General features: G+C 64.7%; 10 protein-coding genes. 5 read left to right on the top strand and 5 right to left on the bottom strand.

Features of this window, described 5'->3' with window-relative positions; translation table 11 throughout:
• Window positions 1–304 precede the first annotated feature (304 nt).
• The 3 genes from H281_RS0115105 to H281_RS0115090 all read left to right on the top strand — a co-directional run bounded on the left by H281_RS0115105 (window position 305) and on the right by H281_RS0115090 (window position 4,265).
• A complete protein-coding gene (locus H281_RS0115105; protein WP_020067963.1) occupies window positions 305–1,768 on the top strand; it encodes a M20 family metallopeptidase in 1,464 nt (487 codons plus the stop codon).
• A 104-nt stretch (window positions 1,769–1,872) separates the two neighbouring features.
• Window positions 1,873–2,976 (top strand): malate/lactate/ureidoglycolate dehydrogenase, encoded by a 1,104-nt coding sequence (locus tag H281_RS0115100; protein ID WP_020067962.1) that lies wholly within the window; start codon window positions 1,873–1,875, stop codon window positions 2,974–2,976.
• Window positions 2,977–3,377: 401 nt separating this feature from the next.
• The gene (locus H281_RS0115090; protein ID WP_020067960.1) at window positions 3,378–4,265 is read left to right on the top strand and encodes a crotonase/enoyl-CoA hydratase family protein; all 888 of its coding nucleotides are present in this window, start codon (window positions 3,378–3,380) and stop codon (window positions 4,263–4,265) included.
• A 52-nt stretch (window positions 4,266–4,317) separates the two neighbouring features.
• Here H281_RS0115090 and pdeR read toward each other — a convergent pair whose 3' ends face one another.
• Both pdeR and H281_RS0115080 read right to left on the bottom strand, forming a co-directional pair.
• A complete protein-coding gene (pdeR, locus tag H281_RS0115085; RefSeq protein ID WP_020067959.1) occupies window positions 4,318–6,321 on the bottom strand; it encodes a cyclic di-GMP phosphodiesterase in 2,004 nt (667 codons plus the stop codon).
• A gap of 205 nt (window positions 6,322–6,526) precedes the next feature.
• Window positions 6,527–11,161 carry a DEAD/DEAH box helicase gene (locus H281_RS0115080; RefSeq protein WP_033379557.1) on the bottom strand — a complete coding sequence of 1,545 codons (4,635 nt, stop codon included), beginning with the start codon at window positions 11,159–11,161 and terminating at the stop codon, window positions 6,527–6,529.
• A 254-nt stretch (window positions 11,162–11,415) separates the two neighbouring features.
• Here H281_RS0115080 and H281_RS0115075 point away from each other — a divergent pair, with 254 nt between their 5' ends.
• Window positions 11,416–12,468, top strand: coding sequence for an aldo/keto reductase (locus H281_RS0115075; protein ID WP_020067957.1), 1,053 nt, complete (start codon window positions 11,416–11,418; stop codon window positions 12,466–12,468).
• A gap of 23 nt (window positions 12,469–12,491) precedes the next feature.
• Here the strand turns inward: H281_RS0115075 and H281_RS0115070 are convergent, their stop codons facing one another.
• Window positions 12,492–12,842 carry a carboxymuconolactone decarboxylase family protein gene (locus H281_RS0115070; RefSeq protein WP_020067956.1) on the bottom strand — a complete coding sequence of 117 codons (351 nt, stop codon included), beginning with the start codon at window positions 12,840–12,842 and terminating at the stop codon, window positions 12,492–12,494.
• A 116-nt stretch (window positions 12,843–12,958) separates the two neighbouring features.
• Between H281_RS0115070 and H281_RS0115065 the strand changes: the two genes are divergently transcribed.
• On the top strand, window positions 12,959–14,029 hold the full coding sequence (locus H281_RS0115065; protein WP_020067955.1) for an AraC family transcriptional regulator: 1,071 nt from the start codon (window positions 12,959–12,961) through the stop codon (window positions 14,027–14,029).
• A 14-nt stretch (window positions 14,030–14,043) separates the two neighbouring features.
• Here the strand turns inward: H281_RS0115065 and H281_RS0115060 are convergent, their stop codons facing one another.
• Together H281_RS0115060 and H281_RS0115055 are read right to left on the bottom strand one after the other, a co-directional pair.
• Window positions 14,044–14,616, bottom strand: a complete 573-nt coding sequence (locus tag H281_RS0115060; RefSeq protein ID WP_020067954.1) for an FUSC family protein — start codon at window positions 14,614–14,616, stop codon at window positions 14,044–14,046.
• A gap of 85 nt (window positions 14,617–14,701) precedes the next feature.
• A complete protein-coding gene (locus H281_RS0115055; protein ID WP_027804619.1) occupies window positions 14,702–16,021 on the bottom strand; it encodes a cation:proton antiporter in 1,320 nt (439 codons plus the stop codon).
• Between the last annotated feature and the right edge of the window lie 32 nt (window positions 16,022–16,053).

Here is a 16,053-nt window from a genome sequence, read left to right as displayed (position 1 = left end):
CCTCGCGGTGGCCAAGGTCAATGCTGCGCTTACCGAGCGGGCCTGCACGCGCGGTTCATTCACCCGCAGTTCATTCACTAATTGTCGCGCGATTGTCTGACGCGTGCAGCCTGAATGAAAGCCTCGCGATGCAGACGCCAGTCATGCACGCCGCCGTCCAGCAGTCCGACAGCACACCCCACGGCACGCACTACTGCACGCCCCCCGCACACCGACGTGCGACGAGGACTTCAGCACCGCGGGCATCAGGACTATCATGTTCGTTTCGCTCGAACGAAACCGAACCCTGTTACGGACCGCCATCATGATCTCCGACGATACGACCCAGCAGGCTGAACGCCTGAACCCCGACACGCTCCGCGAATTCGTGGACCGCAAATGGAACGACGAGATCGTGCCTGCGCTGACCGACTACATTGCGGTGCCGGCCAAGAGCCCGGCATTCGATCCCGAGTGGGTCAAGCACGGTTACCTGGAACGCGTGATTACCGACGCCGCACAATGGGTCGAGCAGCAGCCGGTACGCGGGTTGAAACTCGAGATCGTCCGGCTGCCGGGCCGCACGCCGGTGATTTTCTTCGAGACGCCGGCAACACGTTCAGGTAGCGATGAAACCATCGTGCTGTACGGCCACCTCGACAAGCAGCCGGAATTCGACGGCTGGCGCAAGGACCTCGGCCCGTGGACGCCGAAGCTCGAAAACGACAAGCTCTACGGCCGCGGCGGCGCCGACGACGGCTATGCGATCTACGCGAGCATCACCGCGCTCGCCGCGTTGGACGCGCAAGGTATCGAGCGGCCGCGTTGCGTCGGGCTGATCGAAACCTGCGAAGAGTCGGGCAGTTACGATCTGCTGCCTTACGTGGACGCATTGCGCGAACGGCTCGGCAATGTCGGCCTCGTCGTCTGCCTCGATTCCGGAGCGGGCAATTACGATCAGTTGTGGCTCACCACGTCGTTGCGCGGACTCGTCGCCGGCGACCTGGAAGTGCAGGTGCTGGACGAAGGCATTCACTCGGGCGGCTACGGCGGTATCGCGCCGTCGAGCTTTCGCATCATGCGGCAGTTGTTCGACCGTCTGGAAGACTCCGCCAACGGAACGCTGCTGCCCAAGGGCTTTCACAGCCCGATTCCCGCCGACCGTCTCCGCGAAGCCGAAGCCACCGCGGCAATTCTCGGCGACGACGTGTGGAAGAAGCTGCCGTGGGCATGCGGCCAGGACGGCCGTCAGGTGCTGCCCACCACGACCGATCCGAAGGAGGCGTTGCTCAACTCGACGTGGCGTCCGTCATTGTCGGTGACAGGGGCCGCCGGCTTGCCCGCACTCGCCGACGCCGGCAACGTGCTGCGCCCGCGCACCGCGTTCAAGCTGTCGCTGCGTCTGCCGCCGCTGATCGAAGCGGAAAAGGCCGTTGCGGAACTCAAGGCGCTGCTGGAACTCGACCCGCCGTACAACGCGAAGGTGACATTCAAGCCGGACGCCGGAGCGGCGAGCGGCTGGAGCGCGCCCGATCTTGCGCCTTGGCTCGCAACCGCGCTCAACAATGCATCGCGCGAACATTACGGCGCCGACGTCGCGTACATGGGGCAGGGCGGCACCATCCCGCTGATGAACGTGCTGAAGGCAGGCTTTCCGAAGTCGCAGTTCATGGTATGCGGCGTGCTCGGACCGAAGTCGAATGCGCACGGGCCAAACGAGTTCTTGCACGTGCCGTACGGCAAGAAGCTCACGGCCGCGGTTGCGCAGGTGATCGCCGCCGCGCCCTGAGCGTTTTTTTGCCGGCCTGTTGAGGCTCCCGTTCCGCTTGCGGTGCCATTATTGCGTTGCCTTTATTGCGTTGCCATTACTAACTAACTAACGCCCCGATCCGAATGACCGACAAAGAGTTGGCTGGATCCACCACGCCCCGCATTGCGGCCGATCAACTACACGCCTTCGTCCGGGCGATCTGGGAGCAGGCGGGCAGCGCGCCACGCGAAGCAGAACTGGTCGCGGATCATCTGGTGGCGGCGAACCTGACCGGGCACGATTCGCACGGCGTCGGCATGATTCCGCGCTACGTGGCGTCGCTTGCCGACGGGCAACTGCAACTGAACCTGCATGCCGACGTTGTAAAAGACGCGGGTGCCGTCCTCACGGTCGAAGGCCGCAAAGGCTTCGGCCAGGTAGTCGCGTTCGAGGCGATGGAAGAGGGCATCGCGCGAGCCCAGCGCATCGGCATCTGCGCCGTCGGGCTGCGCGATGCGCATCATATTGGCCGCATTGGTCATTGGGCCGAGCAATGCGCGCGAGCGGGGCTCGTGTCGTTCCATTTCGTCAATGTGGCGGGCGACCCGCTCGTTGCACCGTTTGGCGGCGCCGACCGTCGCATCGGCACCAACCCGTTTTGCGCGGCTTATCCGCGACCCGGCAAGCCGCCGCTCGTGCTCGACTTCGCGACGAGCACGGTTGCTTACGGCAAGACGCGCGTCGCTTACAACCAGGGCAAGCAGGTGCCGCCGGGCGCGTTGATCGACCATGAAGGTGTGCCGACGGCCGATCCCAAAGTCATGCACGAGGAGCCGTTCGGTTCGCTGACGCCGTTCGGCGGCCATAAGGGTTTCGGGCTTGCCGCGATGTGCGAGATATTCAGCGGCGCGCTGGCGGGCGGCTTCACCACGCACGCGGACACGCTCGGCACCACCAACGCAATCATTAATTGCATGCTGTCGGTCATCATCGACCCGGCGGCGTTCGACGCCCCTGATGCGCAAGCAGAAGCCGACGCGTTCATCGCGTGGGTGAAAGCCTCACCGCTCGCTGCGGGCGTCGATCATATCTATGAGCCTGGCGAGCCGGAGCGCGTGACGCGCGCGGAGCGCGAAGCCCAAGGCATTCCCGTCGATGCCGCCACATGGACGCAAATCTGCACGGCCGCGCTCGCGGTAGGCATGCACGCCGACGAGGTCGCGCGCTGGTCGGCGATGCTCAAATAGCATTGCCTGGATAATGGGCAAATTGCCGCTTATGCAATATAGATATTCCGTCTGTTGGACCACGAATAAAAAAATATTCGCAAGCGGCATTTTCGACTGCGTCGCCTAATCGGCGTGTCTTGCTTTTCCTTTCGAATTCGCAGGCGAATTCCGGCTTCGCTCGTCCGCTGATTGCATTGCGCGCCTGCACTCAATGTCGGGCAATGTCGCGCATCTTCGCCGCGCAAGCGTTTGCGGTGCGGCGCACGCCGGGCGGCTTTCACGTGCCGCTGTGACGCCCGTCGCGCAAGGCTTCGAGATTTCGTTGCATTGATCTGTTGGTTATCCCGCTCCCATCCGAATCCGGTCTGCTTTAGGCTCGCATTGCAATATCAGTGTTTAACCCTAAAGGACCGTTCAAAATGAATCTGCATAACCACCACGCCTGCCGCCCGTTCCTCGAAGCCGGCAATCTGTCGCAAGTTTCGGCTTACTACGAAGAAGGCCGCAATGTCATGTGGATGATGCTGCGCGCGCAGCCGCGTCCGTGTTTCAATCTGGATCTGGTCCACGACATTCTCGGGCTTGCGCAGGCCGCGCGGGAGTCCGGCTTGCCCATCGACTTCTGGGTGACGGGCTCGCTGATCCCCAACATCTACAACGTGGGCGGCGACCTGGATTTCTTCGCCGATGCAATTCGCTCGGGCAAGCGTCAGGCGCTGATGGCATACGCACGTGCGTGCGTCGATTGCGTGCACGCGGCGGCGCGCGGCTTCGATACCGGCGCGATCTCCATTGCGATGGTCGAGGGCACGGCGCTAGGCGGCGGCTTCGAGGCCGCGCTTGCACACCACTTCCTGCTCGCGCAATCGGACGCGCGCATGGGCTTTCCCGAGATCGCGTTCAATCTGTTCCCCGGCATGGGCGGCTATTCGCTCGTCGCGCGCAAGGCCGGCATGCGTCTCGCCGAGGAACTGATCGGCGTGGGCGAACCGCATACGGCGGAGTGGCATCGGGAGAAGGGGCTCGTCGACCAGTTGTTCGAACCGGGCGACGCGTATGTCGCCACCCGCACGTTCATCGACACGCTCAAGCCGAAGATGAACGGCATCCGCGCGATGTTGCGGGCGCGTCAGCGCGTGCTGCAATTGCCGCGGGCCGAATTGATGGAAATCACCGAAGATTGGGTGGACGCCGCCTTCATGATCGAAGAGAAGGACCTGGCCTTCATGGAGCGGCTTGTGACGCTGCAAAACCGTCGCACGGCCAACTTGCGGCAGACGGCTGCCAGCGCGGCCAATTTCGGCTGACTCAATCCACCCGCGGCCGAAGTGCGCCCGTTGCGACGCTCAGGCCGCAAGCTCAGGCGATCAGCCTGAGCTTCTGCCTGTCCTGCAACCAGCGCTCGAAGTCCGCGGCCGGCATTGGGTGAGCGTACAAGTAGCCCTGCACGTATTCGACGCCCAGCCCTTTCATGAAAGTCTCTTCGGACTCGGTTTCGATTCCCTCGGCGACGACCTTGAAATCGAGTTCCTGTGCAACCACCACCATTGAGCGGACGAGTGCCTGCGCTTTGGTGTCGGCGTTGATTGAACGCACGAAGCTGCGATCGAGCTTGATTACGTCGAGCGGAATGCGGCCCAACTGCGATAGCGACGAATAGCCGGTGCCGAAGTCGTCCAGATGTACTTGCGCGCCCAGTTGACGGAACTGCTTGATCAGGTCGATGGCCGCGGCTTCGTCCTCGATCAGGCAGCTTTCCGTGAGTTCCACGTCGACGAGACATGGTTCGAGCTTCGCCTGCTGAAGCGCTTCGGTGAAGTGGCGTACTACCGCCGTATCCACCAGTTGCCGCGCCGACACATTGATCGCGATCCGCAGGTTGTAGCCGTCCGCTTGCCATTTGGCCGCCTGTTTCGCGGCCGTTTGCATGACCCAGCGGCCGAGCACGCCGATCAGGCCGGACTCTTCGGCATAACGAATGAACTCTGCAGGCATGATCTGCCCGCGTTCCGGCGAATTCCAGCGCACCAGCGCTTCCACGCCCTGCACCGCGCCGGTTGAAAGCAGCAGCTTGGGTTGATAGTGCAGCGTCAGCTGGCCATCTTCGAGGCCGCGCCGCAGGTTCGTGTCGAGCCACATGTACTCGGCGACCTTGCGGTTCATCTCAGGCGAAAACACACGGTGCGTGCGTTTGCCTTCGTCTTTTGCGACGTACATGGCCGTATCGGCCGAGCGGATCAGCGACTCCAGGTTGTCGCCGTGTTCCGGATAACGCGCAATGCCGATCGAGCAGCCCGTATAGACTTCGACGAGACCGAGACTGAACGGGGTGCGCATGCGTTCGAGGATGCGCTGCGCGGTCGCCTCCAGTTCATGCGCCGTGCCTTTTGCCGCGAGCACGATGAACTCGTCGCCGCCGAGCCGCGCGAGTGTGTCGCCTTCGTTCAGGCACATGCCGATCGCCGCCGACACGTCGCGGATCAGACGGTCGCCGAAAACGTGGCCGTAGTGATCGTTGACCTTCTTGAAGTTATCCAGATCGAGAAAAAGCACGCCCACCGATTCGCCCGGCGCCGTCTCCTCGATCGCGGTGCGGATCATGTCCTGGATTGCGTTGCGATTGGGCAGGCCCGTGAGCGAATCCGTGTTGGCAAGTTGCGTGAGACGCTCCTGCGCAAGGCGTTCCTCGGTGATGTCCGTGCCCGAGCAGATCAGGTACTGCTCGTCTACGCCGCTGCCGCTCTGAACGAACTTGTTGCGAAAGAGAAAGAGCCGTTCGCCGTGCAGTGTCTTGATGCGCCGTTCGACTTCGTACGACACGCCGCGATTGAAGAAGCCCGCAATGTTCTGGCTCGACGCCGCGCCGTCTTCCGATGACATGAAAAGCGCCCACACGTTGCGCCCGACAATGTTCTCTTCCTTGACGCCCGTGAGTTCTTCGGCCAGCCGGTTAAAGCGCTGGATCCGGCCGTGCCGGTCTACGATTACGACAACCGAATTCACTTCGGACACGACCTGCTCGGCGAACGACAAGCCATGCATCAGATCGCGCGCGACAGATTCGGTGTCGTCATAAGCCGACGCGGTGCCGGCCCAACTGCCGCTGTTGATCTTCCTGCCGACGAGGTGCAAACGCAGAGGCTCGCCGAAGAGCCGCACGTCGAGAACCAGGTGAGACGTAATGCCAGTGAGGCAACGAATTTGCGATGCCTGTTGAGGATTGAGCGGAATGGCAACATTGGCTGGCATATCGCCAGTGACTGGTGTCAGTTCGAGCGCGTTGCTGTCGCTCGACAGACGCCAGCAAGGGCTGCTTGTGCCGAACTGCGCAAAAAGCACCTGCTCGTGATGGTCGTCATTCATGGGATCCCCGGGCGGTGTGCCGTTTCGGCCCTGATGGCGGATGACGGCAGACAGTCTCATCATACTTAAAGACGGCCCATTGTAGCGAAGCGGCTGAAATTCGGGCCATAAACATGAAAGGTTCGTGGTTTGGCCGAACCGCGCGCGTCGGTAAAAAAGCGCGGGTAAAGGTGCTGCGCCAGGCAGTCTTTACAGGTGTCGCGCGTCAGAACCTGCGAGTGAGCCAGCTGCGCGCGCGCTCGCGCTCTGTCGGGCTCGCCTCGACCGACGGTTCGAACCAGAACGCGCCTGCTGCGAGCGTCGCGATGACGACGCCATCGCGGTACAGCACACGGTTGCCGGCGACGGCCGGAACGCGTTCTCCGACCAGCAGCGTGCCCACCAGATTCAGCGGATCGGTGCCGCCGACGCATACAAAAGCACCATCGTTCGCATGCCGCCGAACCTCGCGAAGCAACGGAATTGCTTCGGGCAACGCGAACTGTTCGCCAGCGAGTCCATTGACGAAGCGCCCGCCGCGGATCACGCCGCGCGCTTCAAGCCGCTGATAGACGCGCAGCAGATCGCGCCATGGCGGCAGCCAGTCGGCCTCGCGTTCTAGCACGCGCCAGAATACGACGCCGTAGCGCCGCAGCAACGTCATCGCGACATGTTCGAGCGTCTCGGCTGGCAACTGACGGCGCCGCTGCTGCTGCGGCCGGCCCGGTTGCGCGGCGGTTTCTTCGCTCGTGGCGATAGACGCGCGCCGGTTGACGAGCGCCCAGCGTCCCGCGTCGTCCATTCCGCCGATCAGCGCGCCCAATCCCATACTCGATCTTGCGCGCCGGCTGCCCGAATACGCATTGCGCTTCGCTGCCGGTTTGAGCAGCGCGCGCAGTCCCGCGAAACTGTCGGAGTTGACGAGACCGGCCGCCACCAGTTCTCCCAGCGCGCTCTCCAGTTCGATCCGCAATACGCGAAGTTCGTGCAGCAGTTCATCGAAGAACATCGCGCCGTGTTGCGACAGCGCGTCGTACACAGATTGAGCACGCGCCGATAGCTCCGGCTGCCGCTCGGCGTCGATCAGCGCGCTCCACGTACGTACCTGCGGGCGGGGCAGCAGCACGATAGGCGTGCTGCGCACCGGGCCGGCCGCGCTGCGCGAGCGCTCCGTCAAGCGTGTCCAGACGATCTTGCCAGAGCGGCACAGTTCGTCGAGCGAAGTATTCGAATAGGCCTTTACGCGCGCGGGCAGAATGTCTTCTTCCCAGGCGCTTGCCGCAGCCTCGAAGCCTTCCATCTGTTCCAGAACGGCGGCGAGCGCGTCGCGTCCTTCGCTGCGCGTGTCCGGCGTCAGATGCTGCCATTCGAACAGAAAGCGCATGAAGTCGTGCCGTTCCACGGGCTCGATCTCGCGGCGCAATCGCTTGACGGTGTAACGGTGAATGCGCGCAAGAAGGTGGCGCTCACACCATTCCTCTTCCGACGTGTTCGGCGTGAAACGTCCACGCATCACATAGCCTTCCGCTTCGAGACGGCCAAGCGCCTGTTCGACCGATGTCCGCGGCAGCTTGAGTGCATCTGCAATCGCGTCGGCGGGCAGCGGGCCGAAACCGGTCAGCCGGGCGCGCAGTACGTCGAGCAGCGCGTCGTCGGCGCTCCATTCGTCGGTGTAACCCTTCGGCGCGGTGAGCGGCGGCGTGAAGCGGGGGCCACTGTTCGTAGTGCCGCTGTTCCGGCTGCGATACAGCGCGTCGAAACACGTCAGCCGTTCGGCAGGAAGCCACAGTGCCGCGTCGGCGGCGATCTCGATGCGCGTGGCTCGGCCCGATCGAGCGAGCGACGCGAGCCATTCCGGCCAGCCCTCGTTGTGCTGCGCCTCGGCCTCGGTAATGCAGGCGAGACCTGTCAGCGCTTCGTGCATTTCGTCGATGCTGCGTGCCTGCGGCCATGCTTCGTCGCGCACGCTCGCGATCGCGTCGGCGTCGAGCGCGCCGAGGTCGTCGGCGCTCGCCGGATCGGTCCAGCGGCGATTGAGCACGGCCTGCGTGCGGCGCTCCTCGATGGGGGCGTCGTCGAGATACGCGTAGGGTTTTGCGTTGAGTATTTCGGCGGCAAGCGGCGAGGGCGCCGGCAGATCGCGTGCAACAAGCCGCACGTCGCCGTTTTCCATACGGCGCAGCAGTGCGAGCCAGCGCTCGCTGTCCATTGCGTCGTGCAGGCAGTCGTCAACAGTCTGATCGACTAACGGATGATGCGGCAGTTCGCGCTCGCCGACCACGTTCTCCAGACACGCGGCCTGTTCGGGAAAGACGCTCGTCAGCAGATCTTCGCTGCGCATGCGCTGCAATTGCGGCGCCGTTTTGCGGCCGCCGGTGTAGCGCGGCAAACCGAGCGCGGTGGTCGCGTTCCAGCGCCAGCGCACGCCGAAGAGCGGCGCGTCGAGCAAGGCCTGAATCAGCAGACGCTCGGCACTATTCGAATGGAGGTAGCGCCACACTTCATCGAGCACGAACGAATGGCTGCCGGTCAGGGACAGCACGATCGCGTCCTCGGTGGCCGCGGCTTGCAGTTCGAAATTGAACTGGCGGCAAAAGCGCTTGCGCAGCGCGAGGCCCCACGCGCGATTCACGCGGCTGCCGAACGGCGCATGAACGACGAGCTGCGTGCCGCCCGATTCGTCGAAAAAACGCTCCATCACCAGCGTGTCTTGCGTCGGCAGAACGCCGAGGGCGGCGCGCGCCCGCGCGAGATAGTCGACGATCTGGCGTGCGGCCGCTTCGTCCAGACCAAGTTCGGCGATGAGCCAGTCGATCGCGCGTTCGAGCCGCGCGGGCATGGGATTCGGTGCTTCAGCGGTTGCGTCCGGTACGTATTCCGAAGCCGTCGCCTTCGAAGCGGTGTCGCTCGCCTGTGCGTTGTCGAGCGGCGTCGTTGCGTCGTCGCCGGATGCGAGCAGACGCGCGATCTGCTCGCGCAGGCGCGCGACGCCGAACGACAGTTCGTCGCTGCGGCCAGGCGCTTCGCCAAGCCAGAACGGGATGTTGGGCGGCTGCCCTTGTGCGTCTTCGACACGCACGCGGCCGCTTTCGATGCGCAGAATCCGGTACGACGCGTTGCCGAGCTGGAACACGTCGCCCGCGAGACTTTCGACTGCGAAGTCTTCGTTGACCGTGCCGATATTGACCGCCTGCGGTTCCAGCACCACCGCATAGTCGGCGTTCTCGGGAATCGTGCCGCCCGAGGTGACCGCCACGAGCTTGCCGCCGCGCCGGCCGCGCAGCGTGCCGCTGACCACGTCGCGATGAATGTACGCGGCACGCGGTCCGTTGCGGCTCGTGTAGCCCTCGGCAAGCATGCGCAACACTGCGTCGTATTGCTCGCGCGCGAGTTCCGCATACGGCGCGGCGCGGCGTATCAGGTCGAATAGCGCATCCTCGCTCCATTCGGTGCTCGATACTTCGGCGACGATCTGTTGCGCGAGTACATCGAGCGGCGCACGCGGAATGCGCAGCGCGTCGAGCTCGCCGCGCCGCACGCAATCGAGCAGCGCCGCGCATTCGATCAGATCGTCGCGCGAAGTGGGGAAGAGTCTGCCTTTCGGCATGCCGCCGACATGGTGGCCCGAGCGCCCCACGCGTTGCAGGAACGGCGCGATTGCGCGCGGCGAACCCATCTGGCAGACCAGATCGACGTCGCCGATATCGATACCCAGTTCGAGCGAAGCGGTCGCGATCAGCACCCGTAGTTCACCGCGCTTGAGCCGCTGCTCGGCGTCGAAGCGATGCTCTTTGGCGAGACTGCCGTGATGCGCGGCGACCGCGTCCTTGCCGAGCCGCTCGGTCAGATGACGCGCGGCGCGCTCGGCCATGCGCCGCGTGTTCACGAAGATCAGCGTCGTGCTGTGCAGCGCGACGAGTTCCGCGAGGCGGTCGTAGACACGTTCCCAGACTTCGTTCGGCATCACCGCTTCGAGCGGCACCGGCGGAATTTCCAGCGCCAGGTCGCGTTCGCGGATGTGGCCCACGTCGATGATCGCGCAGTCGGCGGGTATGTCGCTGTCGACCGGCGCGCCGCCTACGAGAAATCGTGCTACTGCGCTCACCGGCTTTTGCGTCGCGGACAGGCCGATGCGCGGCAGGCGTCGCCCGCACAGCGCGTCGAGCCGTTCGAGACTGAGCGCGAGGTGGCTGCCGCGCTTGCTGCCGGCGAGCGCATGAATTTCGTCGACGATCACGGTGCGCACCGTGCACAGCATGCGCCGGCCGGAGTCGGACCCGAGCAGCACGTAAAGCGATTCCGGCGTGCTGACGAGGATATGCGGTGCGCGCTTTTTGAGCGCGTTGCGTTCCTGCTGCGTGGTGTCGCCGGTGCGCACGGCGGTGCGGATGTCGAGCGGCGGCAGGCCGCGCGCGTCGAGTTCGGCGGCAATGCCCTGTAGCGGCACTTGCAGATTCAGGCGAATGTCGTTGGACAACGCTTTGAGCGGTGAGACGTAGACCACCAGCGTTTCGTCGGGTAACGCGCCGTTGTTCGCGAGACCTTGCTGGACCAGATCGTCGAGTGCGGACAAGAAGGCCGTGAGCGTCTTGCCGGAGCCCGTGGGCGCGGCGACCAGGGTCGAGCGGCCCTGGCGAATCTGCGGCCAGGCAGCGGCCTGCGCGTCGGTCGGCGCGGGGAAGGACTTCAGGAACCAGCCTGCAACCGCCGGATGAAAGCCCGCGAGCGCGTCGTGCGCGGCGGCGCGCTCCGCCAGCGAGGCCGGGAGCGCGCGAAGCGAGTCGGCTGCGGTGGGTGCGGTGGTTGGATTTGCGGTCGTAGTGCTCACTGAGGTGCTCACTGAGGTGGTCACTAGGGTCATGCGTGGTTAGATGGGGACGCGACGCCCGATATCCAGACGACGGCATTGCCCGGACCCGTTGCCGGGGCGAATCGAAGTCGCGGAATCAGGGGCCAGTCTGGCAGGTTTGGGCGCCGTTTGCCAAATGGCCGGGCAGCGGTCGCCGGTGGGTGTCGGCGTTCCGAAAGCGACGGCAGCCCCCGCCTGCTCGACGGCGCCAATTGCAGTACCCTTTACGGCTCACCTGTGCACTCATCCACGATGGAGTTTCGACAATGCGATACAACCAGCTTGGCCGTACCGGGGTTTTTGTTTCAGAACTTTGTCTGGGCACAATGACCTTCGGCGGCGGCGAAGGCATGTGGAAGCAGATCGGCGATTTGCAGCAGGCCGATGCGGAGCGGCTCGTCGGCCGGGCGCTCGATGCGGGCATCAATTTCATCGACACGGCCGACGTCTACGCCGAAGGTCTGTCCGAGCAGATCACCGGGCAGGCGCTGAAAAACCTCAAGGTGCCGCGCGACAAGGTCGTGGTGGCGACCAAGGTTTTCGGCCCGACCGGCGAGTTTCCGAACGCGCGCGGCGCGTCGCGTTACCACATCATCGACGGAATGAAGGCCAGTTTGAAGCGCCTGCAGCTCGATCACGTCGACCTGTATCAGATCCACGGTTTCGACCCGGCCACGCCGATCGAAGAAACCGTGCGCGCGCTCGACACGCTCGTGCAGCACGGTCACGTGCGCTATGTCGGCGTGTCGAACTGGGCGGCGTGGCAAATCGTCAAGGCGCTCGGCATTGCGGAGCGTTTGGGAACCGCGCGCTTCGAAACGCTGCAGGCGTACTACACGGTGGCGGGCCGCGACCTGGAGCGCGAACTCGTGCCGATGCTGCAAAGCGAAGGGCTCGGGCTGATGGTGTGGAGTCCGCTCGCGGGTGGGCTGCTGAGCGGCAAATACGGGCGTGAGCAGCAGGGCGAAGCGGGTAGCCGCCGCACGACATTCGACTTTCCGCCGGTCAACCGCGATCGTGCGTACGACTGCATCGACGCAATGCGCGAGATTGCCGAGGCCAAACGCGTGTCGGTCGCGCAGATCGCCCTTGCGTGGCTTCTGCATCAACGGGTGGTGACGTCGGTGATCGTCGGCGCGAAGAAGGTCGAGCAACTGGACGACAACATCGCGGCGACCGGCGTCGCGCTCACCGCGGACGAGCTCGCAAGGCTCGATCAGGTGAGCGCGCTGCCTGCCGAGTATCCCGGCTGGATGCTGGCGCGCCAGGGCGAAGCGCGCCGCAAACAGCTCGAGGAGGCGCGCCGGCTGGTGGTCTGAGGCGACCGGAGACGCCCGGCGCTTTAAGCCGATGCTTCGGCGGAATACGCCGCGACCGCGTCCATCGTGCGGGCCGAGTAGACCATCGTCGCGCCGGCGTTCATCGCGACCGCTACGCCGAGCGCCTCGGCTATTTCCTCGCGGGTGGCGCCCTGCTTCAGCGCTTCGGCCGTATGCACCGTGATACAGCCCTCACAGCGCAAACTCACGGCCACCGCGAGCGAGATCAGTTCGCGCGTCTTCGCGCCCAGCAGGTCGTTCTTCTGACCGGCGTTGGATAGCGTCTGATAGCCCTTGACGGTGTCCGGCGACAGCTTGCCGATTTCGCCGATGCGGCCAAACAACTGCTTGCGGTATTCGGTCCAGTTCAACATGGCAATGCTCCTTCGTCTGTGGGACGTCGGCGGTTGCCGGCGCCATGGACAAAGTATTGCGCGGGACGGCGACATCCTGAATACTCGACTGGCTCAACATTTAGCGCGGACGTCTCATGGATACGCTCAGCCGGTTACTCGACCTTGCGCGGCCGCAGGCCAGTCTGGATTTGCGATGCCTGCTCACCGGCGCGTTCGACGTCGACCATGCGCCTATGGAGCCGGGCATTGCGCCGTTCCATCTGGTGCTGGCAGGGTCGTGCGTGATCGAGATGGCGGACGGCGCGCAGGTGCGCCTGCAGACCGGCGATTTCATGCTGTTTCCACGCGGCGCGGCACATCGCGTGAGAGATGTCGAGTTGAGCGCCGTCAGCGCGCCGCTGGTCATGAGTCACGACGGCCTGCTGCCGGTCAAGCGAAACGACGGCCGCGGCATTGACAAGGCTGCAGAGCGCGAAGGTCTGGGCGGCAAGTCCGTGAGCGGCGAAGAAGCCGACGCTGATGTCCTGACCGGCGCGCACACGGACGCTGCCCACGGCGGCCCAGAGCACGTCACGGCGAACGCCGCCGATCTCGACCTGCTCTGCGGCCGCTTCGCGTACACGCCGGGTTCGTCAGCGTTGCTGCTGAATGCGCTGCCCGATCCGTTCCATGTGTCGCTCGGCGGCGTCCGCACGCTCGCCCCATTGCAGACGGTGATCGGGCTGATGCGCGACGAGGCGGGCCAACGCCGGCCCGGTGCGCTCGCCATCGTCACAGCGCTGAGTCAGGCGCTCTTCGGCATGGCGTTACGCGTACACGGCGAGCAGGCCGATTCGACGCCCGGCATGCTGTCGCTGCTGGCCGACCCGCGTCTATCGGCGTCAGTGCAAGGCATGTTGAGCGCGCCGCAGCGCGCGTGGACCATTGCGGAACTGGGCGAGCTTGCCGCGATGTCGCGCGCCACTTACGCACGGCGCTTCAACGAACGCGCCGGTATGACCGTGATGGATTTCCTCACGCAGATTCGCATGACGATCGCTTGCGACCTGCTGCGCCGCACGCAGCGCAGCGCGGCGGAAATCGGCGAAGCGGTGGGTTATCAGTCTGAAGCCGCGTTCGGCAAGGCGTTTCAGCAAAGCGTCGGCGTAACGCCGGGACGCTACCGGCGCCATCCACAGCAAAGCGCGTTGGACGTGTCCTCATAAACCGGCGATGCCGCTCAGCGCGCCTTGCCGGGCGTGCTGAACCAGCGCTTCTCCGCACGCGCCATCAGCCACGCGACCAGCAGCGCGCACACCGTGCCGAGCGTGACTTCGCCGAGGCGCAACAAGGCTTTGTCCCACGCCGGGCCAATGCCCGGTACCAGCAGCATGATGGTAGCCGTGATCCCGCCGAGCCGCGCCGCGCTGCCGACGTTCACGATCCAGCACAGCACGATGGCCACTGCCACCGTCGCCGCGTAGGCCGCGAAATAGCCGTGGCCGAGCGTTGCGCCGGCAAGGCCGCATAAGCCGCCGACCATCGCGCCGATGAACTGGTCGCGCGACAGCTTGCGGGTGTCGACATAGCTGTGCTGGCTCACTGCAATGGCGGTGATCGCCGCCCAGAATGCCTGCTCGGTATGCAGCGCCTGGCCGATTTCGAACGCGAGGCTCGCGCCCGCCACGGCCTGGAACGCCATCAGGCTGCCTTCGGTGAGCCGCTCCGCGAACGGCAGCGATTTGAGGAACGCGAAAAGCGATTCGGCGGCGCTTGCGCGCGTCGTTTGTGCTGGATCGTCGTGAGGAGTCATTGAATCGCGGGGTTCAGAAGCTGCGAAAGCTGCAAGGGAGCCGGACGCTGCAAATGCTGCAAGCGCAGCGAACGGGCTCCGTATTCTAGCTTTCGCTATGACGCAGGCGCCGATAGCGGTTCATGAGCGGCGTCGCCGATACCCCGTGGATGACCACCGAAGCCGTGACCACGGCAAGCGCGAGCGGCACGAGCGGCGTGATAGACGCGGCCGGGCCGTGTTCCAGCGAATAAGCCAGATAGTAGAAGGAGCCCACGCCGCGGATGCCGAACCAGCTCATCAGGCGCCTTTGCGTCGGCATGGCGTCGGAGCCGAGCAACGACAACTCGACGGACGCGGGGCGCACGAAAACGAACAGCGCGACGATAAGCGCAAACGCCTGCCATGTGAAAAGCGGCACGCTCAGCGTCGCGAGCACGTTGCCGACCATGGCCATGATGACGACCTCGGCAATGCGTTCGAGTTCGATCGTGAATCCCAATACGGACTCGGTCATGAACGCGTGGGCTTTCTCGGGATCGGACGCAGTGGCTTCGACATTTTTCGAATCGACGGTGCCGATCGTCTCGCGAGGCGAGGCTCCGCCGCTCGCCCCATATTCGACGCGACGCATCGACACGCCAGCCGCGAACACGGCGAGAAAGCCATAAGTCTGGGCAAACTGCGCGGCGCCGAACGACAAGCCGATCAGCCCGAGCGCGAAGAAGCCTTCCAGGCCGAGCGCGTGTGCATGGCGCGTGCGCAGCCACGCCACCGCGTGCGTCGTGACCCAGCCGAGTACACCGCCTATCGCTAGTGCGCCCAATACACCCCACACGACACTGCCGGCAAACTCCAGATTCAGAACGTCGCCAGCGTCGGCTCCTTGCACTGCGCAGATGGCGAGACCCACCATCGCAAACGGCAACGCTATGCCGTCGTTCAGGCCGCCTTCGCCGGAAAGCGCGAAGCGCAGCAGATCGTGGTCGCCGGGGTCGTGCACCTGCACGTCGTGGGCCAGCACCGGGTCGGTCGGCGCGAGAATAGCGGCCAGCAGAATGGCCGGCCCCCAGCCCAGATTCAGCACGTAGACGCAGAAGAGGGTGAGGAGCGGCACGGTCGCCAGCATCGCGAGGAAGCCGAGGCGCAGCGGCACCATCCACAGTCGGTCGAGCACGCCCACGCGCAAGCGCAGTCCAATGGCGAACAACGACACCAGCAGCGCGATTTCGGTGACGGTGCGCAGCAGATGCGCGTCGGCGACCATGTCGAGATGCAGCAGGTCGAAGCCGGGCGGCCCGAGCGCGTAGCCGAGCGCAACATAGAACATGGCCGCGCTGACGGGCAGGCGGCGGAGGGTTGTCGCGGCCACGCCCATGAAAACGAGCACGGCGCCGACGATGAGGAACCACAAAGTTTCGTGCATGAGCATCCGGTTAGGGCCGACATGCGAACGGC

This window comes from Paraburkholderia caledonica (assembly GCF_000383275.1).
Lineage (GTDB): Bacteria > Pseudomonadota > Gammaproteobacteria > Burkholderiales > Burkholderiaceae > Paraburkholderia > Paraburkholderia caledonica.
Note: the sequence above shows the minus strand (reverse complement) of the source record. Positions and strands in the feature narration are given on the sequence as shown.

Bases quoted from the DNA above. Each gene is read 5' to 3' on its own strand.
- H281_RS0115075 (WP_020067957.1), top strand. From the start codon at position 11,416: ATGCGATACAACCAGCTTGGCCGTACCGGGGTTTTTGTTTCAGAACTT.
- H281_RS0115070 (WP_020067956.1), bottom strand. From the start codon at position 12,842: ATGTTGAACTGGACCGAATACCGCAAGCAGTTGTTTGGCCGCATCGGC.
- H281_RS0115060 (WP_020067954.1), bottom strand. From the start codon at position 14,616: ATGACTCCTCACGACGATCCAGCACAAACGACGCGCGCAAGCGCCGCC.
- H281_RS0115100 (WP_020067962.1), top strand. From the start codon at position 1,873: ATGACCGACAAAGAGTTGGCTGGATCCACCACGCCCCGCATTGCGGCC.
- H281_RS0115105 (WP_020067963.1), top strand. From the start codon at position 305: ATGATCTCCGACGATACGACCCAGCAGGCTGAACGCCTGAACCCCGAC.
- H281_RS0115065 (WP_020067955.1), top strand. From the start codon at position 12,959: ATGGATACGCTCAGCCGGTTACTCGACCTTGCGCGGCCGCAGGCCAGT.
- H281_RS0115080 (WP_033379557.1), bottom strand. From the start codon at position 11,161: ATGACCCTAGTGACCACCTCAGTGAGCACCTCAGTGAGCACTACGACC.
- pdeR (WP_020067959.1), bottom strand. From the start codon at position 6,321: ATGAATGACGACCATCACGAGCAGGTGCTTTTTGCGCAGTTCGGCACA.
- H281_RS0115055 (WP_027804619.1), bottom strand. From the start codon at position 16,021: ATGCACGAAACTTTGTGGTTCCTCATCGTCGGCGCCGTGCTCGTTTTC.
- H281_RS0115090 (WP_020067960.1), top strand. From the start codon at position 3,378: ATGAATCTGCATAACCACCACGCCTGCCGCCCGTTCCTCGAAGCCGGC.